The sequence below is a fragment of the Sphingomonas sp. 28-62-20 genome, from assembly GCF_002281505.1.
Genome location: NZ_NCGH01000010.1, coordinates 92,411 through 114,903 on the forward strand (window position 1 = coordinate 92,411; position 22,493 = coordinate 114,903).

The 22,493-nt window shown below is 61.0% G+C and carries 26 protein-coding genes; 12 read left to right on the top strand and 14 right to left on the bottom strand.

Features of this window, described 5'->3' with window-relative positions; all coding sequences use genetic code 11:
* On the top strand, positions 1-843 hold the full coding sequence (locus B7Y43_RS09945; RefSeq protein ID WP_374131489.1) for a sterol desaturase family protein: 843 nt from the start codon (positions 1-3) through the stop codon (positions 841-843).
* 64 nt (positions 844-907) lie between these two features.
* Here B7Y43_RS09945 and B7Y43_RS09950 read toward each other — a convergent pair whose 3' ends face one another.
* Entirely contained in the window at positions 908-1,459 is a 552-nt protein-coding gene (locus tag B7Y43_RS09950; RefSeq protein WP_374131490.1) for a tetratricopeptide repeat protein, read from the bottom strand.
* Positions 1,460-1,715: 256 nt separating this feature from the next.
* On the opposite strand from B7Y43_RS09950, the gene purL reads away from it, so the two are divergent.
* The 5 genes from purL to B7Y43_RS09975 all read left to right on the top strand — a co-directional run bounded on the left by purL (position 1,716) and on the right by B7Y43_RS09975 (position 7,823).
* Positions 1,716-3,938 carry a phosphoribosylformylglycinamidine synthase subunit PurL gene (purL, locus tag B7Y43_RS09955; RefSeq protein ID WP_374131569.1) on the top strand — a complete coding sequence of 741 codons (2,223 nt, stop codon included), beginning with the start codon at positions 1,716-1,718 and terminating at the stop codon, positions 3,936-3,938.
* 307 nt (positions 3,939-4,245) lie between these two features.
* Positions 4,246-4,761 carry a hypothetical protein gene (locus B7Y43_RS09960; protein ID WP_374131491.1) on the top strand — a complete coding sequence of 172 codons (516 nt, stop codon included), beginning with the start codon at positions 4,246-4,248 and terminating at the stop codon, positions 4,759-4,761.
* A gap of 346 nt (positions 4,762-5,107) precedes the next feature.
* Positions 5,108-6,076 carry a shikimate dehydrogenase gene (locus B7Y43_RS09965; RefSeq protein ID WP_374131492.1) on the top strand — a complete coding sequence of 323 codons (969 nt, stop codon included), beginning with the start codon at positions 5,108-5,110 and terminating at the stop codon, positions 6,074-6,076.
* Complete coding sequence (locus B7Y43_RS09970; RefSeq protein ID WP_374131493.1) at positions 6,073-6,525, top strand: hypothetical protein; 453 nt, start codon at positions 6,073-6,075, stop codon at positions 6,523-6,525. Before B7Y43_RS09965 ends, B7Y43_RS09970 begins: the two co-directional genes overlap by 4 nt.
* A gap of 5 nt (positions 6,526-6,530) precedes the next feature.
* On the top strand, positions 6,531-7,823 hold the full coding sequence (locus tag B7Y43_RS09975) for an MFS transporter (RefSeq protein ID WP_374131570.1): 1,293 nt from the start codon (positions 6,531-6,533) through the stop codon (positions 7,821-7,823).
* Here B7Y43_RS09975 and B7Y43_RS09980 read toward each other — a convergent pair.
* Complete coding sequence (locus B7Y43_RS09980) at positions 7,820-7,966, bottom strand: hypothetical protein (RefSeq protein ID WP_374131494.1); 147 nt, start codon at positions 7,964-7,966, stop codon at positions 7,820-7,822. The genes B7Y43_RS09975 and B7Y43_RS09980 overlap by 4 nt on opposite strands.
* Positions 7,967-7,972: 6 nt before the next feature.
* On the opposite strand from B7Y43_RS09980, the gene B7Y43_RS09985 reads away from it, so the two are divergent.
* From B7Y43_RS09985 to bfr, 4 genes are all read left to right on the top strand, one after another.
* Positions 7,973-8,647: a nitroreductase family protein gene (locus B7Y43_RS09985; protein ID WP_374131495.1), complete on the top strand. Its 675-nt coding sequence runs from the start codon at positions 7,973-7,975 to the stop codon at positions 8,645-8,647.
* Positions 8,644-9,069 carry a hypothetical protein gene (locus B7Y43_RS09990; protein WP_374131496.1) on the top strand — a complete coding sequence of 142 codons (426 nt, stop codon included), beginning with the start codon at positions 8,644-8,646 and terminating at the stop codon, positions 9,067-9,069. The genes B7Y43_RS09985 and B7Y43_RS09990 overlap by 4 nt, the downstream gene beginning before the upstream one ends.
* 106 nt (positions 9,070-9,175) lie before the next feature.
* Complete coding sequence (locus B7Y43_RS09995; RefSeq protein WP_374131497.1) at positions 9,176-9,349, top strand: bacterioferritin-associated ferredoxin; 174 nt, start codon at positions 9,176-9,178, stop codon at positions 9,347-9,349.
* Positions 9,350-9,400: 51 nt separating this feature from the next.
* The gene (bfr, locus tag B7Y43_RS10000; RefSeq protein ID WP_374131498.1) at positions 9,401-9,880 is read left to right on the top strand and encodes a bacterioferritin; all 480 of its coding nucleotides are present in this window, start codon (positions 9,401-9,403) and stop codon (positions 9,878-9,880) included.
* 18 nt (positions 9,881-9,898) lie between these two features.
* Here the strand turns inward: bfr and B7Y43_RS10005 are convergent, their stop codons facing one another.
* From B7Y43_RS10005 to panB, 6 genes are all read right to left on the bottom strand, one after another.
* Positions 9,899-10,297, bottom strand: coding sequence for an Hpt domain-containing protein (locus B7Y43_RS10005; RefSeq protein WP_374131499.1), 399 nt, complete (start codon positions 10,295-10,297; stop codon positions 9,899-9,901).
* Positions 10,298-10,364: 67 nt separating this feature from the next.
* A complete protein-coding gene (locus B7Y43_RS10010; protein ID WP_374131500.1) occupies positions 10,365-10,604 on the bottom strand; it encodes a sulfurtransferase TusA family protein in 240 nt (79 codons plus the stop codon).
* 2 nt (positions 10,605-10,606) lie between these two features.
* Complete coding sequence (gene der / locus B7Y43_RS10015) at positions 10,607-11,974, bottom strand: ribosome biogenesis GTPase Der (RefSeq protein ID WP_374131501.1); 1,368 nt, start codon at positions 11,972-11,974, stop codon at positions 10,607-10,609.
* 52 nt (positions 11,975-12,026) lie between these two features.
* Positions 12,027-13,349: a PQQ-like beta-propeller repeat protein gene (locus B7Y43_RS10020; RefSeq protein ID WP_374131502.1), complete on the bottom strand. Its 1,323-nt coding sequence runs from the start codon at positions 13,347-13,349 to the stop codon at positions 12,027-12,029.
* Entirely contained in the window at positions 13,346-14,047 is a 702-nt protein-coding gene (locus B7Y43_RS10025; protein ID WP_374131503.1) for a tetratricopeptide repeat protein, read from the bottom strand. Before B7Y43_RS10025 ends, B7Y43_RS10020 begins: the two co-directional genes overlap by 4 nt.
* A 66-nt stretch (positions 14,048-14,113) precedes the next feature.
* Complete coding sequence (gene panB / locus B7Y43_RS10030; RefSeq protein ID WP_374131504.1) at positions 14,114-14,986, bottom strand: 3-methyl-2-oxobutanoate hydroxymethyltransferase; 873 nt, start codon at positions 14,984-14,986, stop codon at positions 14,114-14,116.
* Positions 14,987-15,113: 127 nt separating this feature from the next.
* Here panB and B7Y43_RS10035 point away from each other — a divergent pair, with 127 nt between their 5' ends.
* The gene (locus B7Y43_RS10035; RefSeq protein ID WP_374131505.1) at positions 15,114-15,578 is read left to right on the top strand and encodes a hypothetical protein; all 465 of its coding nucleotides are present in this window, start codon (positions 15,114-15,116) and stop codon (positions 15,576-15,578) included.
* Positions 15,579-15,580: 2 nt separating this feature from the next.
* Positions 15,581-15,793, top strand: a complete 213-nt coding sequence (locus tag B7Y43_RS10040; protein ID WP_374131506.1) for a helix-turn-helix transcriptional regulator — start codon at positions 15,581-15,583, stop codon at positions 15,791-15,793.
* A 72-nt stretch (positions 15,794-15,865) separates the two neighbouring features.
* Here B7Y43_RS10040 and B7Y43_RS10045 read toward each other — a convergent pair whose 3' ends face one another.
* From B7Y43_RS10045 to B7Y43_RS10070, 6 genes are all read right to left on the bottom strand, one after another.
* Positions 15,866-16,303, bottom strand: a complete 438-nt coding sequence (locus tag B7Y43_RS10045; protein WP_374131507.1) for a hypothetical protein — start codon at positions 16,301-16,303, stop codon at positions 15,866-15,868.
* A gap of 85 nt (positions 16,304-16,388) precedes the next feature.
* A complete protein-coding gene (locus B7Y43_RS10050; RefSeq protein WP_374131508.1) occupies positions 16,389-16,670 on the bottom strand; it encodes a DUF427 domain-containing protein in 282 nt (93 codons plus the stop codon).
* Between the two features lie 65 nt (positions 16,671-16,735).
* The gene (locus B7Y43_RS10055) at positions 16,736-17,080 is read right to left on the bottom strand and encodes an arsenate reductase (protein WP_374131509.1); all 345 of its coding nucleotides are present in this window, start codon (positions 17,078-17,080) and stop codon (positions 16,736-16,738) included.
* A 48-nt stretch (positions 17,081-17,128) separates the two neighbouring features.
* Positions 17,129-17,743: a hypothetical protein gene (locus B7Y43_RS10060; RefSeq protein WP_374131510.1), complete on the bottom strand. Its 615-nt coding sequence runs from the start codon at positions 17,741-17,743 to the stop codon at positions 17,129-17,131.
* A 62-nt stretch (positions 17,744-17,805) separates the two neighbouring features.
* The gene (locus B7Y43_RS10065) at positions 17,806-18,762 is read right to left on the bottom strand and encodes an acetyl-CoA carboxylase carboxyltransferase subunit alpha (RefSeq protein WP_374131511.1); all 957 of its coding nucleotides are present in this window, start codon (positions 18,760-18,762) and stop codon (positions 17,806-17,808) included.
* A gap of 9 nt (positions 18,763-18,771) precedes the next feature.
* Positions 18,772-22,470, bottom strand: coding sequence for an SDR family NAD(P)-dependent oxidoreductase (locus tag B7Y43_RS10070; RefSeq protein ID WP_374131512.1), 3,699 nt, complete (start codon positions 22,468-22,470; stop codon positions 18,772-18,774).
* Positions 22,471-22,493 lie beyond the last annotated feature (23 nt).

Sequence of the window (22,493 nt, forward strand, 5' to 3'; positions counted from 1 at the left end):
ATGAGAATGGAACTAATCGCGATTGCCGGCGTCTATGTCGGTTTTGCCCTTCTAGAAGCGATCAGCGTGGGCTTTTTTCGTAAACCCGGGGCGACACGCCAGGATGCAATCGTCGAGATTGTCGGGACGGTGATGTTGATCGCCGTGACCCAGCCGCTGGTCGTCGCTGGCGGGTTTGCCCTCACCCAGATGATCGCCCCCGGCACGCGTGACGCGCTGATCGGCTGGCCGGTCCTGGCCCAACTCGCGCTGCTGCTCGTCTGCGAAGATATGATGCAATATTGGTGGCACCGGGCGAGCCACACGGTGTCGTGGCTCTACAAGCTCCACCGGCCGCATCATAATGCCGAATATATGTCGGTCCGCGTCGTCTATCGAAACAACATCTTTTACTATGCCCTAATGCCCTCATTGTGGTTCGCAGGCGTACTCATCTATCTGGGTCTGGGTTGGCTTTATGCGGGCTATACGGTCGTCAAGATGGCGGTGATCATCGGCGCCCATTCGGATGTTCGCTGGGACGAACCGCTTTATCGCAACCGCTTTACCGCACCGGTGATGTGGCTCGTTGAACGCGTCATCTCCACCCCTGCGACGCATTTCGCGCACCATGGCCGCCACGCGCATGATGGGGTGACCAACTATAAGGGCAATTTCGGCAATCTGCTTTTCGTATGGGACATGCTGTTTGGCACCGCCAAGATCACGCGCCGCTATCCTGAGCTTTACGGCGTCGAAAATCTGCCGCCGACCAGCGCCGGCGAACAATTGCTCTGGCCGTTGATCCGCCTGCCCGCAGCGCAAGCCTCGGCAATCGCGGTCGCGCCAGCGAATAGCCGATAACTACCCCAAGGCGTGGCAATACATACGCCGCCGCCGCGATGGGGTAGGCATTGCCGCGCCCGGCTCAATCGATATGCATCTTTCGATTGAGCGACGCGAGGATGGCTGCGCGGATCTTCTCTTCCGGCCCGGAACCGAGCGAGACGACGCGAAGCAGACCGAGCCAGGCGTCGATGGCCAGCTCAGGCGCGCCTTGCGCGTCCTTGTCGAGCGCGAGATAGAATTGCGCCCGCACATCCTCCGGATCGAGTGCCAGGGCACGATCAAATGAGCGGCGGGCGGCATGGGGGATCGGGCCCTGATCCGCGCCAGCAGCGCGGGTCTGCGCTTCGCCCAATGCTGACCAGGCACGGCTCCGGTTCGGGTCGATCGCAACCGATTCGCCAAGCGCCTGAGCGGCTTGGGCATGATCGCCGGAATTGGCATAGGCGATGCCGAGCCGCTCAAATGCCCCGGCATCATCGGGGCGACGCTTCGCTTCTGCTGCCAAACGCTGGAGTGTGTCGCCGCCCCGCGCAAACATCGGCACGAAAGACAATGGCTTGATGAATCGGCGTGGCGCGGCATCCGCGCCCTTTGGAACCCAAACATCTTCCATGGTGACGTGCTGTTTCATGTAACCACCTCCCAAAATCTATTGAGAGCGTGATATCTAATAAATGTCACTAAATTGTCTTAGTGCCATTTATGATGATTTAGCATTACTAAAACGCAAATTAACTATAGATTGTTATGATGATATTATCAGCCAAGCGCATTACCACAAGTGATGGTTGCTTTTATGTTAACTAACGTTTCGATCTGTATTCAACGGCTAAGCGAGGATCGAACCGGGGGTGACGCGTCGCCTCGACACCGCTATGCGCGAGGACATGAGCGCCATCACGCCTGAAATCGTCGCCCAGCATGGGCTGTCCGAAGACGAATATGCCCGCGTCCTGAACGCGCTTGGCCGCGAGCCCAACCTGACCGAACTTGGCATCTTCTCGGTCATGTGGTCTGAACATTGCAGCTATAAATCCAGCCGTATCCACTTGAAAAAGCTGCCAACCACTGGCCCACAAGTCATTTGTGGCCCCGGCGAGAATGCCGGCGTTATCGATATCGGCGATGGTCAGGCCGCGATCTTCAAGATGGAGAGCCACAACCACCCCAGCTATATCGAGCCCTATCAGGGCGCGGCGACAGGGGTTGGTGGCATATTGCGCGATGTGTTCACGATGGGCGCACGCCCCGTCGCCAATATGAATGCGCTGCGTTTCGGGCGCCCCGATCACCCCAAGATGCGCCACCTGATCGCGGGCGTCGTCCATGGCATTGGCGGTTACGGCAATTGCGTCGGCGTGCCGACGGTCGGCGGTGAGGTCAATTTCCACCGCGCCTATGACGGCAATATCCTGGTCAACGCGATGACCGTGGGCATCGCCGAGCAGGACAAGATATTCTATTCCGCCGCATCGGGCGTTGGCAATTCGATCGTCTATGTCGGCTCCAAGACTGGCCGCGACGGCATCCATGGCGCGACCATGGCATCGGCCGATTTTTCCGAGGATTCGGAGGAAAAGCGCCCCACTGTCCAAGTCGGCGATCCTTTCACCGAAAAACTGCTGATCGAAGCCTGTCTTGAACTGATGGCCAGCGATGCGATCGTCGCGATCCAGGATATGGGCGCGGCGGGTCTGACGTCCTCCAGCGTGGAAATGGCATCGAAGGGCGGCGTCGGTATCCGGCTCGACATGGACAAGGTGCCGCAGCGCGAAACTGGCATGACGGCGTATGAGATGATGCTGAGCGAAAGCCAGGAGCGCATGCTGATGGTCCTCAAGCCTGGCCAGGAGGATTTCGCCGAGGCCATCTTCCGCAAATGGGAACTCGATTTCGCGGTGATCGGCGAAGTGACCGATACGGGCCGCATGGTGCTCGTCCACCACGGCGAAACCGTTGCCGACATCCCGCTCGGCCCGCTCGCCGACGATGCGCCCGCCTATGACCGCCCCTGGGTCGCCACCCCGCCCGCCAAGGCGCTGGTCGATATCCCCGACTGCAAGGACGTTGCTGGCGATTTGCTCAAGCTGATGGCGTCGCCCGATCTTGCCTCACGGCGCTGGATCTGGGAGCAATATGACCAGAAGGTTGGCGGCGACACGCTTCAGCCGCCCGGCGGCGATGCAGCGGTGGTCCGCATCCATGGCACCGGCAAGGCGCTGGCAATCACGACCGATTGCACCCCGCGCTATTGCTTTGCCGATCCGGTCGAGGGCGGGAAACAGGCGATTGCCGAGGCTTATCGCAACCTGTCCGCTGTCGGCGCGAAGCCGCTTGCCACCACCGATTGCATGAATTTCGGCAACCCGCAGCGCCCTGAGATTATGGGGCAATTCGTTGGCTGTATCGAGGGCATGGCTGAGGCGTGCGCTGCACTCGATTTCCCGATCGTGTCGGGCAATGTCAGCCTGTATAACGAAACCAAGAATGAGGACGGCACGGGATCGGCCATCCTGCCCACCCCCGCAATCGGCGGCGTTGGCTTGCTTGCCGACTGGACCAAATCAGCCACGATTGCCTTCAAAGGCACCGGCGATGTCATCATGTTGATCGGCACGCCGCGCCACGATCTTGGCCAGTCGCTGTGGCTGCGGGAGCTCCACGGGCGCGAGGACGGCCCGCCCCCCCGCGTCGACCTGGCCGCCGAGCGCAGAAATGGCGAATTCGTCCGCGCGCAGATCGAAAAAGGGGCGCTCAGCGCGGTTCATGACGTGTCCGACGGTGGCCTGATCGTCGCCATCGCGGAAATGGCCCTGGCAGGCGATATCGGCGCCATGATCAGCGCACCGCTGCCTTATGGCCTCGCTCGGACCTATTTTGCCGAGGATCAGGGTCTCTATGTCGCGACCATCCGCGACGAGCATCTCAACGACTTTCTGCATGCCTCGATCGATGCCGAGGTCTCAGTCGAGCGCATTGGCCGCACCATTGCAAACCGCATCATCGTCGAATGCCCGGTCACCGACCACGTCGTCAGCCTGACTGACTTGCGGGCGGCGCATCAGGGATTTTTCGCCACGTTAATGGGCAGCCCTGCCCCCGAAAAATAGAAACGCAGCGCTGTCGAGAAGGCGGCCTGCCGAACCTCTTTCCCCAATAGCGCGATCACGGCGATCGCGCGCGAAAGGGGGAATAACAATGACGATTCCTGCCACCGATATGCCAACGGCGTCCACCTATCGATGGTCGTCGCCGTCGCTTGGAAATTGTTCGCATTGTCACGCCATGCGAATCGGCGGGAGTGACTGCACTACAGCAACGTGCGTTAAATCTGCACCACCTCCGTTCGGCCTGAGCGAAGTCGAAGGCCAAGCGGTGCGCCCTGTGCTTCGACTTCGCTCAGCACGAAACACGATCATGACAACGGTGACGGGCGGATCATGGTATATCGCTGCAAAGCCGACATCCTACAGCGTCGTCGGCTTTATCCTGGCGCTGCTGGGCGGCACGATGTTTGCCGGCGCAGCGGATCTGCTCGGACAAGTTGGCCTCGCGAAGCTCAGTGGTGGCACGCCTGAATCCGTCTTGCGCCTGATCGCAGGCGCTGTCGTTGATCCAGCGGCCATCGCCGATGCAACGACAGTGCTGGCAATTGGCGCCGCCGTCCATTTCGGCATTATCCTGGCAATGGTGCTGGTTTATCTTATCGCGGCTGCCCGTTTACCGCTGGTCAATAGCACGCCGGAAATCAGCGCCTTTGGCTATGGGATGATCCTGGCCTTCATCATGACCTGGATCGTATTGCCGCTGCGGTGGCCGGATCAGGTTCCAGGGACGGCGCCGCTGGACATCATTGTGCCGTTGGTCCGCCATATCGCGCTGGTCGCGACCCCAATCGCCATCACTGCCAAGCTCGCCGCCCGGCGCGATTAAGCGCTCATTTATCGGCAGCAACCAGCAAGAACGCCGGGTCCCCTGTCGTCCTTGGGCAGATACTGGTGCCTGAGCTCTTTGGTGACGCTTTTTTGCCGTTGATCCGATAAAATTCTCATGCGTTGATTGACGCAAAAAATGTCGCTTCATTGTCGCTAGATAGCCGATTGCTGATGGCAAAAAGGCCCGATATTGGCGGCGTACAGCCCCGGTAAGCCGATAGCCGAGCAGTTGCGCGCCCTGTTAGGAGGGCGTATCCGTTTACCACACGCAGTCAAACTCGGGGCAAGGGGATATCATGGGCATTTTCAGCACCCTTTTTGGGGGCGGTAGCAAAGCTGCGCCCTTGGCACCTATCAAAGCGATGATTGAGTCGGGGCTGGTCAGTGTTGCGGCCCAACCCCGCAATAACGCGCTCGATCTCGCCGACGAAAAGCTGGAACGCCTTTATGTTTTCCTGATCGATCACGATTATCCGGGCGGATCGGCGGCGATGCATAATGCAGTGTTCGCCCATTATGGCCTGCCCTATCGCAGTTGCTTCATGATCGGCGATCCGGCGCGGGTTGGCGAGATTGTTGCGGGGTTAAGGTCTTGCTCAATCTATAGCGGCGGCGGTGCGGGATCGGGCTTTAAGGACAAGATCGCGCCATCGCTTGATGGTCTGGCGCCCTCTGCCGAGGTCATTGGCAGCGTCAATGTGATCGCCCGGGACGGCGATCGCTTTGTCGGCCATAATACCGATGGCATCGGCTTTGTGGCCGGGTTGCTCAACGAATATCCCGGCTGCGTTGCTGGCCAGAAGATCGTCATTCTTGGTGCCGGGGGCACGGCGCTGCCCATCTCCTATGAACTGGCCAAGGAAAAGCCGCGCGAAGTGGTGATCGTCAACCGCACCGTCGCCAAGGCGCAGACGATCGCCGATCTTATTGCGCCGCTGACAACCGCGCGCGCCGTTGCCGAAAGCGCGCTTGGCGAAGAGATCGCCGATGCTGGTCTGGTCGTCAACACATCGAACAAAGGCGCGCAGCCGAACGAAAAGTTCAGCGCCTTTGCCGCCATGACGGGCAATGTCGAAATGGATCTGGCCCAATCAATGGCCAATCTGTCGCGCCTGCCCCAAGCCGCCATCGTCGCAGACATTCTGCTCGAAGACTTGCCGCTGACCCTGAAGCTGGCGCGCAACGCTGGCCATCGCACGCATTCGGGCCAGCACATGAACCTGTTCCAGGCAGCGCCAGCGTTCAAGATCCTGACCGGCCTCGACAAGCCGGATGCGACCTTGCTCGACATTATGCGCAAAGCGTTGGGATGACGACATCCAAGCCCGCAACCACGCAGGCACCATTACCGGTTAAACCCCTGGATTTGCCACGCGATGAGATGGCGTTTCGGCTGACGTACGAGCCGCTATTGCTCAATCGATCGCTAACGACCGTCTTTCGTCCCGGTGATCGCCGCTGGCCTAAATGGCGGGGATATCGGCCAGGGGAAACCGTTACCGCCCGCGTGATTGTGCAATCCGGCTCAGACGCGCTCGGCATTCCCCCTGTCTTCAACGCCTTGCGGATGCGTATCCAGATCGAAGCGATTGATGTTCTGGCGCCAATGGACCTGCGGCCCGAGGATTTCGCTGGTTCATCGCCCGACGTTTATGACGAAGCGTCGCTGCGGGCGCATCTCTTCGATATCTATGGCCAACCGCTGGAGGCTGTGGGCGATATCATTTCGCGGATCCGGTTCCGCTATGTGGACGACCAGTGACTGTCATGGGGGCGGTCGCTACGCCAAGCGCTGAAACGATCAATCCACCGGCGCGCCACCGCGGGCGCTGGTGGGTGGCCGCGCTGCTCTTCAGTGCGATGGCGTTCAATTATTTCGATCGGCAGATGCTCGCCGTCCTCAAGCCCAGCCTGTCCGCTGAGCTCAAATGGAGCGAGATGGACTATGCCAATATGGTTTTCTGGTTCCAGGCCGCTTACGCAACCAGCTATCTAATGTTCGGTGCGGTGGTTGATCGGCTCGGCGCGCGCATCGGCCTGGCAGTCGCTTTCGTCATTTGGTCGGTCGCGCAGATGGCGCATGGCTTCGCCCGCAGCGCCGGTGAATTCATGATGGCGCGGGCGCTGCTCGGCATCGGCGAAGGCGGCGGCTATCCCGCCGGATTGGCCGCGATCGCGGCATGGTTTGACAAGCAGGAGCGCGCCTTTGCCACCGGCCTGTTCAATGCCGGCGTCAATGTCGGCGCGATCGTTACCCCGCTGATCGTGCCGGTCGTTGTCGGTGCCTATGGTTGGCGCGCGGCCTTTGTCGCGACGGGCCTGGCGAGCATGGTCTGGCTTGCCTTTTGGCTGATCTTCTACCGCCGGCCAAATGTCGGTGGCGGCATCGTCGACAAGATGCCGGTGGAGGAGACGCCTGAACTGTCCGCACCGATCGCGTGGAGCCGCATTTTGCGGATGCGCGAAGCCTGGGCTTTTGCGATCGGGAAAATGCTGATCGATCCGGTATTCTGGATGTTTTTGTTCTGGCTGCCCGATTTTCTCCACAAACGGCACGGGCTGGAGTTGAAGACCTTTGGGCTGCCGCTCGCGGCGATCTATATCATGTCGGACGCGGGCAGCATTCTTGGCGGTTGGGCCTCATCGGCGCTGATCAAGCGCGGGGTATCGGTCAACCGGGCACGCAAGCTGACGATGCTGGTCTGCGCGCTGCTCGCCTTGCCGGTCATCATCGCGGTCAATATCTCTAATCTGTGGCTGGCGGTTGCGATCATTGGCCTAGCAGGGGCGGCGCACCAGGGCTTTTCGGTCAATTTGTTCACCCTGCCATCCGATCTGTTTCCAAAACGCGCGGTCGGCCGGGTGATCGGCATGGGCGGGGCAATGGGGGCAATTGGCGGCATGGCGATGTCGCAATATGCTGGCGCGATGCTGGCGACATTGGGCTCCTATACGCCAATCTTTGCGGTTGCCGGCTGTGCCTATCTGGTCGCTTTGGGCATCATTCAGCTGCTGTCGCCAGCGTTGGCGCCCGTCGAGGAAGACAGTCTGCTCGACTAGGCCCGCAGCGAGACGCATAGCGCCAGCAATGACGACAACGCCGCACGCAAAGGGGCTGCCCAGCGCTGCCGCACTGTGCCAAAAGTCGGCAGGGTAACCACAGGCACGCACAGGTCGTCGCGGCCACCAGACTCGTCGGACATTTCTTCATGCTAGATCACCCTGCCCAGCCCTGGCCCGGCCTGCCCGCGATTGCCGATGACGAGCGACTCGCCCGCACACAGGCCTTTCGCGATCACCTCCTTACCCGGCGCAGCTGTCGCTATTTCAGCGACGCGCCAGTACCGCGCGCAATCATCGAAGCCGCGATTGAGGCGGCGGGCACCGCACCAAGTGGTGCCAATCACCAACCATGGCATTTTGCGGTGATCGAAAGCCCCGATCTGAAGGCCCAGATCCGCGTCGCCGCCGAAGAAGAAGAACGCGCCTTTTATAACGGCAAAGCGGGCCCCGAATGGCTCGATGCATTGGGGCCACTCGGCACTGATCCAGATAAGCCCTTTCTCGAAAGCGCACCCTGGCTGATCGTCGCTTTCGCGCAGCGGCGCGGCGGGATTGAGCCCAGCGACGACAAGCAAAATTATTACGTCAACGAAAGCGTCGGCATCGCCTGCGGCTTTCTGCTCGCCGCGCTAACCGCTGCCAATATTACGACGCTGACCCATACCCCCAATCCGATGCGCTTCCTTAACCGCGTGTGCAAACGGCCGGCGAGCGAGAAGCCGGTGATGATCATCGTCGCTGGCCATGCCGCGCCCGACGCCACCGTCCCGCTCCACGCGCTGCGCAAAAAGCCACTCACCCAGATCGCGAGCTGGTTATGACGACCCCGGTGGCGGGCTATTCCGGCACCCCGCTCGCCAAAAAGCTGGGATTCAAGCCCGGCATGCGCGTCTGGTTCAGCGCGATGCCCGAGAGCGTCCGCACCGAAATAGACCCGGTAGGCATCGGTGTTGACGAATGCGCGACCATGGAAGCCCGGCTTGATGCCGCGCATGTGTTTGTCACCACCCGTGCCGAGCTTGCCCGGCTTGCGACGCACTTGCGGACAGCGATCGCGCCAGGCGGCTTTATCTGGATTTCCTGGCCCAAAAAGGCATCGAAACAGCCCACCGACATCACCGAAGACGTCATTCGAGAGATCATTCTGCCGATGGGCCTGGTTGATGTGAAGGTATGCGCGGTCGATGCCGTCTGGTCCGGCCTGAAACTAATGATCCGCCGCGAATTGCGGTCCCCCAAATAGCGCCGATGACCCATCGTCGCGGTACGCGGTCAGTTAATGCGAACCAAATGCAATAAGCCTTGCGAATCACTCTCATTAGCGGCATTGTCCGTTTGAGAGCGAGGGCATGATGGTCGTTTGCATTTGCAATGCGTTGAAGGAACAGGACCTCCGCCAGGCCGCACGCGGTGGTGCGGCCACTGCCTGCGCCGCCTATCGCGCCCTTGGTAGTCAGCCAAAATGTGGCCAGTGCCTGGATTTTGCCCGTCAAATCATTGCCGAGGAACGCGTCGCCGCTTGACCTGAGCCGCTTTCACCGGTTTGCTTGGGACAACCAGCGTGGAGATCGACAATGAAGGGTGACGCCAAGGTCATCGAGTACCTGAATGCAGTTCTCAAAAATGAGCTGACAGCGGTCAATCAATATTGGCTGCATTTCCGACTGCTCGATAATTGGGGCATCAAAAAGCTCGCGGCGCATGAGCGCCATGAATCGATCGACGAGATGAAGCATGCCGATCAACTCGCCGAGCGCATCCTGTTTCTGGACGGCCTGCCGAATTTCCAGATGCTGGGCCGGTTGCGAATCGGCGAGAATGTCGAGGAAGTGCTGAAAGCCGATCTGGCGCTTGAAGAGGAAGCAATCGGCGTGCTGCGCGATGCCGTGGCGCATTGCGAAGCGGTCCGTGATTATGGGTCACGCGAACTGTTCGTCTCAATCCTTGAGAGTGAAGAGGAACATGTCGACATGCTCGAACGCCAGTTCGACATGATCGCCCGGATGGGGCTGGAAAACTACATCCAGCTCAACAGCAAGGCCGAACAGGACTGACGCCGATCGGCGTTGAGGTTAAAAGCCGCTCATTGCGCGCCGTCCGAAGCCCGGCTTGCGCGCAACCAGCGGATTGGCCTCGCGTTGCAGCAACTCCAGCGTCGCTTCGAAAAGCGGACGGAGATCGACGATATGCGCGAGTGCTTCGTCGGGCGAATCGCGCTTCTCGACACAAGCGCGAGCGATCGTTTCGATGCGTTCTGCCGCAACCGCTAACGGTTCGGCGCCAAACTGACGCGCCTCCCCCTTCAGGGTATGGGCTGGGATCACCAAAGCAGCAGCGTTACCGGCGCGCATTGCCGCCTCGATCGCCGCGACCGATTTGATCCCGTCTTCCTGAAAATACCCCAGGATACGCACAAATGCTGTGCCCAGTTCGCTACGCGCCTGCGCATAGGCATCCCAATCAACCAACATATTGCCCTGCAAAGTCACCCAGAACTCTCCATTGCTGAACCGACTAAAGCGAAGGTCCACCCTTGGTTTAGCCGTTTGAAGTAAAGGAGATGTTGACGACACCGGGCCCGGCAACGTGAAAAATCTGTGAGAATTGAGACGATTGTCGCGTAATCGTCGCCCCGGCGGCGGTCGCTACGGCCGTGAGTTCACGCTCGGCCGCAGGATCATCGGCCATGATTTCGATCTGGGGATGCGCTTCACGCAATGCCCGCGCCAGACGAATCGCTGGCCACGGGCACCGCTGCCCGCGGGCATCAATCTTCAAAATCATGAATCAAAAGGATTTTTCGGCGCGCGCAAGGTCAGCCGCACGGGCACCGCACCAAAGCCAAGATCGCGACGAATCCCGTTGATCAAATAGCGTTGATAGCTTTCGGGCAACTGATCGACCCTGGTACCGAACAAGACGAAACCTGGTGGACGTGTCTTGGCCTGAGTGAGGTAACGCAGCTTGATCCGCTTGCCACCGGGTGCCGGTGGCGGATTGGCTTCGACAGCGCGTTCAAACCAGCGATTGAGTTCGCCAGTGCCGACCCGGCGCGACCAGGCGTCACGCGTTTCAAAGGCCGCCGCGATCAGTTGATCAATGCCCTTGCCCGTTGCGCCCGAAATGGTGAGCAGCGGCACGCCACGTACCTGGGCCAAGCCCTCGTCAAGGGCGGCGCGAACGCCATTGAACAATCGGCTCGCATCCTCCGCGACATCCCATTTGTTGAGCGCGATGATCAGCGCACGCCCTTCCTGCAGGGCCCGATCGGCAATCTTCAGATCCTGGACCTCTAGCCCCCGCGTCGCATCGAGCAACAGCACAACGACCTCGGCAAAATCGATCGCATGCAGCGCATCAGCGACTGACAGTTTTTCGAGCTTATCCTGCACATTCGCGCGCTTGCGCATGCCGGCGGTGTCGATCAGGCGCACGGGGCGCGTACCGCCCGCAGGATTGGGCCATTCCCAATCGATCGCGATCGAATCACGGGTAATACCTGCCTCGGGCCCCGTAATCAGCCGATCCTCCCCCAGGATGCGATTAATCAGCGTTGATTTGCCGGCATTGGGACGACCAACAATCGCCAGCTTGAGCACGGCATTGGGATTGTCCTCATCCTCTTCAGCCTCTTCCTCGATCGCCTTGCCCTCAAGGTGCGGGAAAAGTGCCTCAAACAGGTCGCCGAGCCCCTCGCCATGTTCAGCGGAGAGCTGCACCGGATCGCCAAACCCAAGCGACAGCGAATCAAGCACGCCCGCTTCGCCAGCGCGGCCTTCCGCCTTGTTGGCGACAAGCACGATCGGCGTTGTCGATCCGCGCAGCCAGCGCGCGATTTCTTCGTCGAGCGGGACTAACCCGACGCGCGCATCGATCAGGAACAGCGCGACATCGGCCATTTTCACCGCCGCTTCGGTCTGTTGGCGCATCCGCCCTGGTAGCGAGGCGGCATCCTCGTCTTCATAGCCGGCGGTATCGATGATTCGAAAATCGAGGCCGATCAGATGCGCATCGCCCTCGCGCCGATCGCGCGTGACACCAGGGCGATCATCGACAAGTGCCAGTTTTTTACCGACAAGTCGGTTGAACAAGGTGGATTTGCCGACATTGGGGCGGCCAATAATTGCGACGACGGGAAGCTGTGCCATCGGGGCCTTTTAGCGCCACCGCTGATTTTCGCCACCCGCCGTGACGCACCGATTATCGATACGCAGTGATCCGCCCCTTGGCATCAATCGTGTACAGCAGATTACCTGCCACCAGCGGCGGGAGACTGAACGATGCACCGCCCTTGATTACCGCGCCTTTTTCGCCAGTTGTCGGGGAGACAGAGACGATTTTGCCTTCGGAATTGAGCAGGATCAGGCGGCCGCCCGCAAGCACAGGGCCAATCCAGCTAATCGCGTTTTTCCGCTTCTTCATGTTTTTGAAGCCGCCAAGGTCGCTGATCCAGCGAATCTTTCCGTTCGCGCGCGACAAGCAATAGAGCTTGGCATCATCGGTCACCACGAACACCCATTCGCCAGCAATCCATGGGGTGGAAATGCCGGCCAGATTCTGTTCCCACAATCGCTGGCCCGTGGTCAGCTCAAGCGCAACCATGCGCCCGCCTTCGCCGACGGCATAAACGCGGTTTTGATCAATCACTGGTGCCGCATCGATATCGGCAAGACTGGAAACCGAGGTTGACGCACTCGTCCGCGACAGGATTTCCTGCCACAAGACGCGTCCATTTTCATAACGATAGGCGTTGAGTTCGCCGGACGAAAATCCAGCGACAATCGTGCCGCGCGCGGCTGCCGGTGCAGCGACCCCGAACACGCCCTGCGATTCAAGCGACCCGCTGGCGGTCCATTGCACCGTTCCGTCAGTCTGTGACAGCGCGTAAAGCTCGTTATTCTGGCTCAGCACATAGACCGCGCCATTGGCGACCGTCGGCGCCCCACGCAGTGGCCCCGATGGGCGGACCCGCCACAAAATCTTGCCATTGGTGGCATCCAACGCAACGATGTCGCCCAGGCCATCGCTGGCAAACAAGCGGCCTTCGTCAAAGCTGACGCCGCCGCCAAAACGAGCATCGCGGTTTTCCTTGTTCTCGGTCAGCGGTGCCTTCCACAATGGCTTGCCGGTGTCGGCCGCAAAGGCGTGGACGACCGCATCGACATCAACCACGAACAGCTTATTTTCGGCAACCACCGGCGCGGCACCAAGCCGCTGGCGATTGGATCCGCCATTGATGTTCGCCGACCATACCCGCGAGAGTTCCGTGCCCAGTGCGACATGGCCAAGCGATTTGGCGGCGTTGCCGCCCGGCTGCGCCCAATCGGCAATTGGTCCAGCCGGCGGCAGCAGCACTTGCACATCGGCGATCGTCTTGTCGGCTTCGGCGCCGTTTTCCGACACCAGAATCGGCACGCGATCGCCCAGCGTCGGTGTCTTTTTCGGCCCGCCTTTAAAGGCTCCGCAACCGCTCAGCGCGATCAGCGCCGCAATGGCGATCGGCGATCGAAGTGATTTCATCATTGCGGTTTCTTTTCCTCAGTCTGGTCTACGGCATCGACGCCGAGCTCACCGGCCATCTGCACCGCGCGCTGGCGCAGGCTTTCAGGCACGGTCTGATCTCTGGCAATCCGGCCGAACAAATCGCCGGCCGCCCGCTTCTGGTTCAATTTCAGGTGAGCGATCGCCACCAATTCGCCAGCAGAGCCGAACCAGGGTTCGCCCGGCACAGCAAGCGGCTTTAGCCGATCGATCACGGTCTGCGGCTTCAAGCCATCATATTCTGCATAGGTTTGGCGGATCAGCGCCAGATCACGGAACGGTTTGGCCGCGCCGGTATCATTCACCACCTCGCCAAATTTCGCGGCGGCCCCCTTCAGATCATTTTTCTGCAACAGAATGTCTGCCTGGGTAAACTTGGCCAGCGAGCGATACCCGCCAATGCCATCGTCTGCGAGCGCGGCAAGCGGTTTAGTCGCCAGCTTTTCGTCGCCCGCGCCCAGCTTTTCAAATACCGTGGCGAGCTGCTCACCTTGTTCGCCGGCCTGTTGCTGGCGTTGGTTCTGCCAAACGAGCACACCGGCAAAGGCAGCCAGCCCCAACACCACCGCGCCAATCAGCCAGCGGCCATAGCGGGTCCAGAAATCCCTGGCCTGGTCGCGACGCAGCTCTTCATCGACTTCGCGCAGAAATGCTTCATTGGTTGGTGGCGTAACGGCCAAGATATGCTCCATCGGATGGCAGGAAGGCGCGGACCTTAGCGGCAGCCCTGAGTAAACGAAAGGGTATCAATCCTTGGGGGCGTAGGTCTGTTCCGGCCCAGGAAATGCCCGGGACCGGACATCGTTCGCATAGGTCTCAACCGCGGCGGAAATACGGCCAGCAATATCGCCGAAACGTTTCACGAACCGCGGCGTCCGTTCGAACAGACCCAGCATATCTTCTGCTACCAGCACCTGCCCATCGCATTGCGCCGATGCGCCGATGCCAATCACAGGCACATCGACACTTTGGGTGACAGCGGCACCGATCGGCTCGACCACGCCTTCCAGCACCATCGCAAACGCCCCGGCATCGGCGACCGCTTTGGCATCCGCCATGATCTTCTCATGCTCCTGCTGGCTGCGGCCACGCGCGCCATAGCCGCCCAGCACGTTCACCGCCTGCGGCGTCAGGCCAATATGCGCCATCACTGGGATGCCGCGTTCGCTCAAAAAGCGGATTGTCGGTGCCATCGCCTGGCCACCTTCCAGCTTGATCGCCGCGCAGCCGGTATCAGCCATCACGCGGGAGGCGCTGGCAAAGGCGGCCTCGGGTGAGGACTCATAGCTGCCGAAGGGCATATCGACGATAACAACGCTGTGATAACTGCCCCGGACGACTGCCGCGCCATGCGCGCACATCATGTCCAGCGTCACCGCCAGGGTTGATGGCAGGCCATAAATGACCTGACCAAGCGAATCACCGACCAATAGCATATCGCAATGCGGATCGAGCAGCTGCGCCATCCGCACGGTATAGGCCGTCAGCATGACCAGCGGCTGCTCCGTTTTGCCGTCGAATTTGCGCCGCTGGATCGCTGGCACCGTAAGGCGTTTCATCGGCGCCGGCATGGGGTTCGCGCGGCTGGTCGCGGTATCGATTGTGAAGGTCGTAGACATTGCTGTCCGTTAACGGATTCAACCAAGCGAGGCCAGAGCGGACAGCCGCCGAAGTAAAATTCAGTTGACGTTATGTTAGATATTTTTTACATCATGACTATCTATGCTGACATCAACTGGGGTGATCATGACGTTTCGCGAAAAAATGCTGTGGGTTTCGATCGTCGCAGAGACAGCGATCTGGGGCTCCTATCTGTTTGACGTCGGCAGTTTACTGGCGCGCGGGACAGTCAATGCGGAGCAGGCCTATGGTGGCTTTATCCAATCTGTGGTCCTGCTGGTGACGGTCGAAGTGGCCGCCGCGATCATCCTTGCCATCTGGGCACCGGCCGACGCCAATGCGCCTGAAGATGCGCGCGACCGCGACTTTGCGGCAACGGCGGCGGTCCCGGCCTATACCCTGCTGAGCATGCTGGTGATCGCCGTCATGGTGGCAACCCCGATCATCGTCACAGCAGCGCAGCGTTGGCTAACCGGCGATCCAAAGACGATCATTGCGGTCGTAATAGGCAATGCCCTGCTGCTCGCCTTGGTGGCGGCGCATGTCGTCAATGCCGGTGCGCAACTCTGGCGTTATCGTCGGGAAGGCTGATCATGGCCGTCCCGCCCATCACCAACAGCATCCGGACCCTGCGCTTCATGGCTGGCGAAATGACGCAGGCCGAGCTGGCCGAAAAGATCGGCATGACTCGGCAGACTATCGCCGCGATCGAGGCGGGCAAATATTCGCCGTCGCTTGAGGCCGCATTTCGAATCGCTGCGGTCTTTGGCAAGTCACTCGACGATGTGTTTCAATGGCAGGGCTGATCCATGCCACCCTCGCCGATGGTCGTCCCGTGATTCCAATGGCCGGTGACCCCGCCCTAAGAATCGCTTCTTTCAGGAAATCCAGCGCCGCTTGATCGCGATACCGGCAAACCAAAGCTGCACCACCGCCATCAAAAAGATAAACAGCGGAAACGGCACCGTCGCCGCTGCGCCCTTCACCGCGATCAGGTCGGTCGCGCCGAACACCCAACCGAACTGAACGATCACGCCAGCCAGCGATAGCCCATAAAGCACCCAGGCGAATTTCGATCGCAGCAGCAGCGCGACCGATCCTGCCAGGGCGGGCAGCACTGCAAGTGCATAGACAAAGCTGAACCATGCCGGCAGCTTCACATAGGACGCCCGATCATAGTCGCTCATCGCCGCCAGCGCCGTCGCGTCAACGGTCATATGCGCATAAAAGGCAAACACGCCCGCTGCCGCCCATAGCAGCAGCATTACCGCCACGACCCAGAACCAGGTTGGTGGTTTTTGCTTGGATAAAGGCACAGGTCTTCCCTCCCCCATGTTTGATGAAAGGGACGCTGCGCCCAATCGCGGCGAATCGCAATTCTGGGGTACGTAGCGCGCCCGGTCAGGCGACCTTTACGCCTTTCCAAAAGGCGAAATAGCCCTTGATCTGCGCGGCCTTTTCCTTGGGATCAGGATAATACCAGACGGCATCGGCATTGCGCTGCCCACCCGCCACGATCGTCTTGTAGCTGGCTTCACCCTTCCATGGGCAATGGCTGTGCGTGCTGCTGTCTTCGAGCAACTCCATCTTCACCGAATCGGCGGGGAAATAATGGTTGCCTTCAATCACAATGGTCGCGTCGGACTGAGCGATGACGGTGTCATTCCAGGTGGCGGTCGGCATAAATGGGGCTCCTGTAGGGGGACCAGCGATATGGGGGAGCCGACAGCCGCAGCCAAGGCCCGGGATCAGGCGAATTGCGTGCGATAATCATCGGGTTTGAAGCCGATCAGCAGCGCATCGCCTGACTCCAGCACGGGTCGCTTGATCATCGACGGGTTGGCCAGCATCAGCGTGATCGCCTTGTCGGCATCGATTCCCTGTTTGTCGGCATCGGGCAACTGGCGGAAGGTCGTTCCGGCCCGGTTGAGCACCCTTTCCCAACCGGCGCGCGCCACCCAGTCGCGCAACCGCGCTGGATCAACCCCGGCGGTTTTGTAATCGTGAAACTGATAGGCAACCCCGGCAGTATCAAGCCAGACGCGCGCCTTTTTCATCGTGTCGCAATTCTTGATCCCGTAGATGATTGTCATGCAGGTGCATCCAAGATGATGTGATCGGCAAAAAGACGTCTGTCGGCCTCAGCGCGCGATGCAGGTGACCCCGGCCCAAAGATCCGAGATTTTGGCGGCCGGCTTGGCGCTTTCGAGCAGGCCCGACATATCGCCCGCCATAAATTCAATGCCGATCGTGCTTTCCTCGATTGTCGCGGTGTAGGCAGCTTCCAGCGCCTTGCGCGTGCTGCCCACGCCAATACCCGCCAATGTCGTCAGCTTGGCATCGGCGCCCGGACCGCCAACGCTCCAGCCGGCAAATTTCTTGTCCTGAAACAGCAATGTCAGCTTGCCGGGGAAGTCCGCATAGAAAATTGGCCCCGCGCCGCATTCTTCATAATCGCCCGAATCGCCGATCGGGCCCTGGACCTTGCCGATACGCTCAAGCGCCTCATCCTGCGCCGTACCAAATGGCACTGCATAGGTCTTGCCGCTGTCGCCATCGACCAATTGCAAGCCATCGCCAACCAGCGCGACCAAGAGCGGCGAGACAGCAGTGGTCGATGGAGCAGGTGCTGGGTCGGCAAGCGCGACATTGGCGCTGTTGATCGCCGGATCGCTCGCCGCCTGATTATCGTCGGCACCCCCGCCCGCCGTGCAGCCGACCAGCATCACCATCACCACCAACAGGCCTTGCCGCATGACGATTCTCCCCCGGTTACCCCAGCAATTTAGCCAAGATGCCCGTCGCAAACCATCACCGATTAATGGTGATCGCCAATCCCTGCGCCGAACCGCCCGATCTGCAGATATTTGGTGCGCCGCTCGGTGCGCAATGCGGTTGCAGACAGCGCCCCAAGGGCGGCAAGTTCAGCAGACAGGGCGACACCCACCCGCTTGATCATCGTGGCGTGGTCGCGGTGCGCGCCTCCAGCGGGTTCGTAAACGATCCGGTCGATCACCCCAAGGCTGAGCAATTCACCGGCAGTGATCTTCATCGCCTCGGCAGCGTCGGCTGCCCGCGCCGCGCTGCGCCACAGGATTGACGCGCAGCCCTCTGGTGAGATCACCGAATAGATCGAATGTTCGAGCATCAGCACGCGATTGGCCGCCGCCAGCGCGACTGCACCGCCCGATCCGCCTTCCCCGGCTATGATCGCGACGATGGGTACGCCCAGCGACAGGCAGCGTTCGGTGCTGCGCGCAATCGCCTCCGCCTGGCCGCGTTCTTCAGCGTCCATGCCCGGAAACGCCCCCGGCGTATCGACCAAGGTGATGACCGGCAGGCCGAACTTATCCGCCAAATCCATCAGCCTGATCGCCTTGCGATAGCCCTCGGGCTTGGCCATCCCGAAATTGTGCTTGAGGCGCGAGGCAGTATCGTCGCCCTTGGCATGACCAAGCACGACCACTGGCCGCCCCTGGAAACTGGCAAGCCCACCGGTCATCGCTGGATCATCAGAAAAGGCGCGATCACCCCCCAGCGGCATGAAATCAGTGAACAGGCCATCGATATAATGGTTGATATGCGGCCGGGCCGGGTGCCGCGCCACCATCGCCCGCTGCCAGGGCGTCAGCTTGCTATAGAGAAAGCTAAGCTGGCGCTGCGCCCGCTCCTCCAGCTGCGCAGCCTCATCAAGGCGCTCGCCCGTGCGGCGCAAATTCGCCGCACTTTGATCGAGCGCCTCGATCGCTTTTTCAAAGGGCAGATAGTCGCTCACCCTAACTCCTTAAACCGTCATCGCCATGCCGCGATAGATGCGCGATCGGTAGCGTGAATCCTCGGCATCAGGCAGCGGCGCGCCGACCAGCAGCACCGCACGGGCAAAGCGCTTCACCTCTTCGAGATGCTCGTCGAGGTTACGCGGTTCTTCCGATTGCACGCGCCGCGTCAGGTTGATCTGGTTGACCGGCACGTCATGCACCAGCCGCTCATTTTCCACGGCCAGCGTCGCGGTGAAGGCGTGGAGCGTCGTCTTGATGAAGTTCGCCAGCGCAAAAGCCGGGCTCTTGTCGCCCATTGGCACATCAGGCGAGGCGAGCACCAGCTGACAATCATCATAGAGCGAGGCCTTGCGCGCCACGCGGAAATGATTGGTGAGATTCCCCGCGACCAATGCGCGGAATTCCTCTGGGCTAAGTGGATCGTCTAGCTCGAACAGCTTTTGCGGCAGCGCCTCGAACGGCGTCGACAACAAGGTGGTCGGCCGTCCCCATTGCAGCAGCGCGGCATTCATCGCGCCTTCGACCGAGTCACCGCAGACGATCGATTGCAGCGCGGTGGCGGGCACATCGTCCAGCACCGCCTTCAGCGTGTCGAACCCTTCGGCCGTCCGCGTGATCAGCACCACCCGCGCGACCTGGCATTCGTTGATGAAGGCACGCGCGGTCTCAGCGATATAATCGACGAGATGCTCGCCGATGATCCACACCGTCTTGCCGCGCATCTGGTCAAGCCGCTCCTGCTTGGGGCTGCCGAACAACTCGCGCTCGGTGGTCGATCGCTCAACCGAAAGGCCGCCCGAGGGCATGAAGGTCTCGCCCGAAACCGCGCGGTCGGCGAGGAAGAACACCGTTGCCTGCGCCACATCGGTTTCGGTCGGCATCTTGCCGAGATGGAGCTTGGAGAGCACCCCGCCCCCGACTTTCTTCGCCTCGATCGCGATCTTGTCAGCGGGCAGGAACGGCGCGCCCTCAGGCGGCGAGCGCAGCAGCCAGCCAGCGTTAGACTCTGGCGTATCCGGCCGATCCGCCCAACCCGGCGCATCGAGGAAATAGCCGCCCTTGCGCAACCGCGAGACCAGCGCAGCGGCGATCAGCGGCGTCATCAGATACTGGTCCCAGGTGCAGATTCCATCGCCTTCGCGTGCACAGGCGAGCGCCAGGTCGCGAATTTCGCGCGGGTTGTTGGTATCATGCGACATCCGCACCGTGTCGTTGCGCGCCAGCCGCGTCAGCAGCGCCTCGACCCGCACTCCGCGTCGCAGCGCCTTCACCGATGCCGCATGGATCGCGTTGAGGCGCTTATTCTCCAGAATGAGCTTGCCGCGCCGGTCGAACAGGCCAGGCTTGCCGCCGGTGCCGGCCAGCCGGTCGCCATCGACTGGGCCAGGCGCGATCGCATTGAACTGCACTTCGGGCCCCAGATAGCGTGACATCGCCTCGACCATCGCGCGCTGCCCCGATTTAGACACGGCGTAATCGGCGCGGTTGGGATAAGCGACCGCGAGATATTTCTCGCCACCGAAATAGGACGAAACGTTGAGGACATAGCCCGAGCCTTGGCGTTTCATCAGCGGCACGACATGATGCATCAGGAAGTAATTGGAGATCAGGTTCGCATCGAGCGTGTAGTTCCAGGCATCGACACTCATGTCGACGACCATGTCCTCGGCCCCCGCGACGCCGGCATTGTTGATCAGATAATCAATCCGGCCAAAGGCTTTCAGCGTCGCATCGACCGCGCCCTTCAAAGAGTCGAAATCGCTGACATCGACATTGGCGAGCGTCTGCACGCGCCGCTCGACCCCGGCAAAGCCGATATCCTCAAGCTCACTGACGATCCGCGCGCGCGCCACGGCGAGTTCGCTCTCCCGCCGCGAGACCATCATCACCTTCGCGCCTGCCAGCGCCAGCAACCGCGCGACCTGCCCGCCAATCCCGGCAGAGCCACCGGTGATCAGCGCCACCTTGCCCAGATGCAGCCCAGTGATGTTCTCGCTGAACCCCGGCATCGCCTTGCGCGATCCGGTCGCCTCGCCGATATTGCCGGGCACATAGAGCGTGATCTCGCGGATCTTGCTCTCTTTCAGCAAAATGCGCGCCGCGTGCCCCGCGGTGAAGCGGGTATTCTCGGCCTCGGCATTGCCGAAGCGGACGATCTGGTTACCCCATTCCGCCTGCCGCCGTCGGCCATGCGCCACGTCGATGTCAGACTCATCGCGCCAGATGCGGATCAGTTGCTCGGTCGCCGCGCGCAGCATCTGTGCATAGACGTCACCCTTGCCATCGGCTGGATTGGTCAAAAACACGAAGCGCGGTTCTTGCAACAAATTGTCGTTGCGCTTCCAGTACCGGCTGAGCGTGCGCGCCAGCGCGATGCTCCCCGCCATTTCGGCATCCATGAAGCGCTCGACATCTTCATCGGTCGCATCGACGAGATCCCCGACCAACTCGCCCGGCCCCAGCACCGGCATGAAGATCGCGCCGGTGATCGGCGCGTGCTCCTTGGTATAGGCATCAAGTGCTGCTTCCATCGCGGCGGGCTCGGTCCGGTTGAAGCGGATGATCGTCAGCCGGTCGTCGGCGCCTTCCGCCTTGGCGCGCGCCTGCGCAATCGCCACGTCCGCCTGCCGCGCCAGCCCCAGCAGCACCCGCGCGCCGCAGGCAATCTGGATATTGGCGATCTCCAGCGCTTCCTGCCAGCCATCGCCCGCCGCGATCAGCACCGCGAGCCCCGATCCGTCCATCGACCGCATCGTCGGGCGCGACAAATAGGTCGCGCGCTCTTCCTTGCGGACGGTCATGCCGTGCGTCACTTCGAAATCATGGCCATTATAGGCGGCGGACTCGTCGCTCCCAAGGAAAACGCAGGTGGTGGCGATGTCGGCTGGTGTCGGGAAGGTTTTGGCCTTCGCCTTGCCACCGGTCGAGCGTTCAAGCGACATCATGTCGAAAAACTGGTTGGCGGTAGTCCCCGCCTCATCGCCACGCATTGAATCCATCGTCGCGAACACGGTACGAATCCGCTCGCTTTCGATTGGGCCGGGGAAGACGAGGTTCACGCGAATCCCACGCGGCCCCAGCTCAAGCGACAATTCGCGCGAAAATGCATTCATCGCTGCCTTTGGCACGACATAGGCCGTGCGCGCATAATAAGGCGTGCGCGAGAAGATCGTCGAAACGTTGATGATCGATCCGCCCTCCCCCATTGCCGAAGCGGCAGCGCGCGACACGTTCCAGGCGACACCAAAAATGTTGCGGATTGCGTCGCCCACCGTCTCGCCATCGGTCGACCCGGCCTTTTGCAGCGCGGCCAGTTCCTTGGCGTCGATCGGCAACTGTTCAAGCGGTTGCTTTGGCCCGGCAGAGCCCGCATTGTTGACGAGGATATCGATCCGGCCAAAGCGCTTCACCACATCAGCAATGCCAGCGCGCACCGATTCCGGATCGCCGCCGTCGAGCGCCACCGTCGCCAGCCGCGTCGCATCGACACCGGTCTCCGCGCGGATCGCCTCGGCGGCGGCGTCAGTGCGTGCGGGCGTGCGGCCCGTCATCACCACGGTTGCGCCCTCGGCGAGGTAATGGCGGACGATATAGCCACCCAAATTGCCCGCCGCGCCGGTGACGACAGCGATCTTGCCCACCAGCCTGCCGCTGGCGGTTGGGGTTGTAGTCGCTGCAGTCGATACGGTCTTCGCCTTGGCCATTTCAGCTCCCAGTAATCGCGCGG

Bases quoted from the DNA above. Each gene is read 5' to 3' on its own strand.
- B7Y43_RS09945 (WP_374131489.1), top strand. From the start codon at position 1: ATGAGAATGGAACTAATCGCGATTGCCGGCGTCTATGTCGGTTTTGCC.
- B7Y43_RS09950 (WP_374131490.1), bottom strand. From the start codon at position 1,459: ATGAAACAGCACGTCACCATGGAAGATGTTTGGGTTCCAAAGGGCGCG.
- purL (WP_374131569.1), top strand. From the start codon at position 1,716: ATGAGCGCCATCACGCCTGAAATCGTCGCCCAGCATGGGCTGTCCGAA.
- B7Y43_RS09960 (WP_374131491.1), top strand. From the start codon at position 4,246: ATGACAACGGTGACGGGCGGATCATGGTATATCGCTGCAAAGCCGACA.
- B7Y43_RS09970 (WP_374131493.1), top strand. From the start codon at position 6,073: ATGACGACATCCAAGCCCGCAACCACGCAGGCACCATTACCGGTTAAA.
- B7Y43_RS09975 (WP_374131570.1), top strand. From the start codon at position 6,531: ATGGGGGCGGTCGCTACGCCAAGCGCTGAAACGATCAATCCACCGGCG.
- B7Y43_RS09980 (WP_374131494.1), bottom strand. From the start codon at position 7,966: ATGTCCGACGAGTCTGGTGGCCGCGACGACCTGTGCGTGCCTGTGGTT.
- B7Y43_RS09985 (WP_374131495.1), top strand. From the start codon at position 7,973: ATGCTAGATCACCCTGCCCAGCCCTGGCCCGGCCTGCCCGCGATTGCC.
- B7Y43_RS09990 (WP_374131496.1), top strand. From the start codon at position 8,644: ATGACGACCCCGGTGGCGGGCTATTCCGGCACCCCGCTCGCCAAAAAG.
- B7Y43_RS09995 (WP_374131497.1), top strand. From the start codon at position 9,176: ATGATGGTCGTTTGCATTTGCAATGCGTTGAAGGAACAGGACCTCCGC.
- bfr (WP_374131498.1), top strand. From the start codon at position 9,401: ATGAAGGGTGACGCCAAGGTCATCGAGTACCTGAATGCAGTTCTCAAA.
- B7Y43_RS10005 (WP_374131499.1), bottom strand. From the start codon at position 10,297: ATGTTGGTTGATTGGGATGCCTATGCGCAGGCGCGTAGCGAACTGGGC.
- der (WP_374131501.1), bottom strand. From the start codon at position 11,974: ATGGCACAGCTTCCCGTCGTCGCAATTATTGGCCGCCCCAATGTCGGC.
- B7Y43_RS10020 (WP_374131502.1), bottom strand. From the start codon at position 13,349: ATGATGAAATCACTTCGATCGCCGATCGCCATTGCGGCGCTGATCGCG.
- panB (WP_374131504.1), bottom strand. From the start codon at position 14,986: ATGTCTACGACCTTCACAATCGATACCGCGACCAGCCGCGCGAACCCC.
- B7Y43_RS10035 (WP_374131505.1), top strand. From the start codon at position 15,114: ATGACGTTTCGCGAAAAAATGCTGTGGGTTTCGATCGTCGCAGAGACA.
- B7Y43_RS10040 (WP_374131506.1), top strand. From the start codon at position 15,581: ATGGCCGTCCCGCCCATCACCAACAGCATCCGGACCCTGCGCTTCATG.
- B7Y43_RS10050 (WP_374131508.1), bottom strand. From the start codon at position 16,670: ATGCCGACCGCCACCTGGAATGACACCGTCATCGCTCAGTCCGACGCG.
- B7Y43_RS10055 (WP_374131509.1), bottom strand. From the start codon at position 17,080: ATGACAATCATCTACGGGATCAAGAATTGCGACACGATGAAAAAGGCG.
- B7Y43_RS10060 (WP_374131510.1), bottom strand. From the start codon at position 17,743: ATGCGGCAAGGCCTGTTGGTGGTGATGGTGATGCTGGTCGGCTGCACG.
- B7Y43_RS10070 (WP_374131512.1), bottom strand. From the start codon at position 22,470: ATGGCCAAGGCGAAGACCGTATCGACTGCAGCGACTACAACCCCAACC.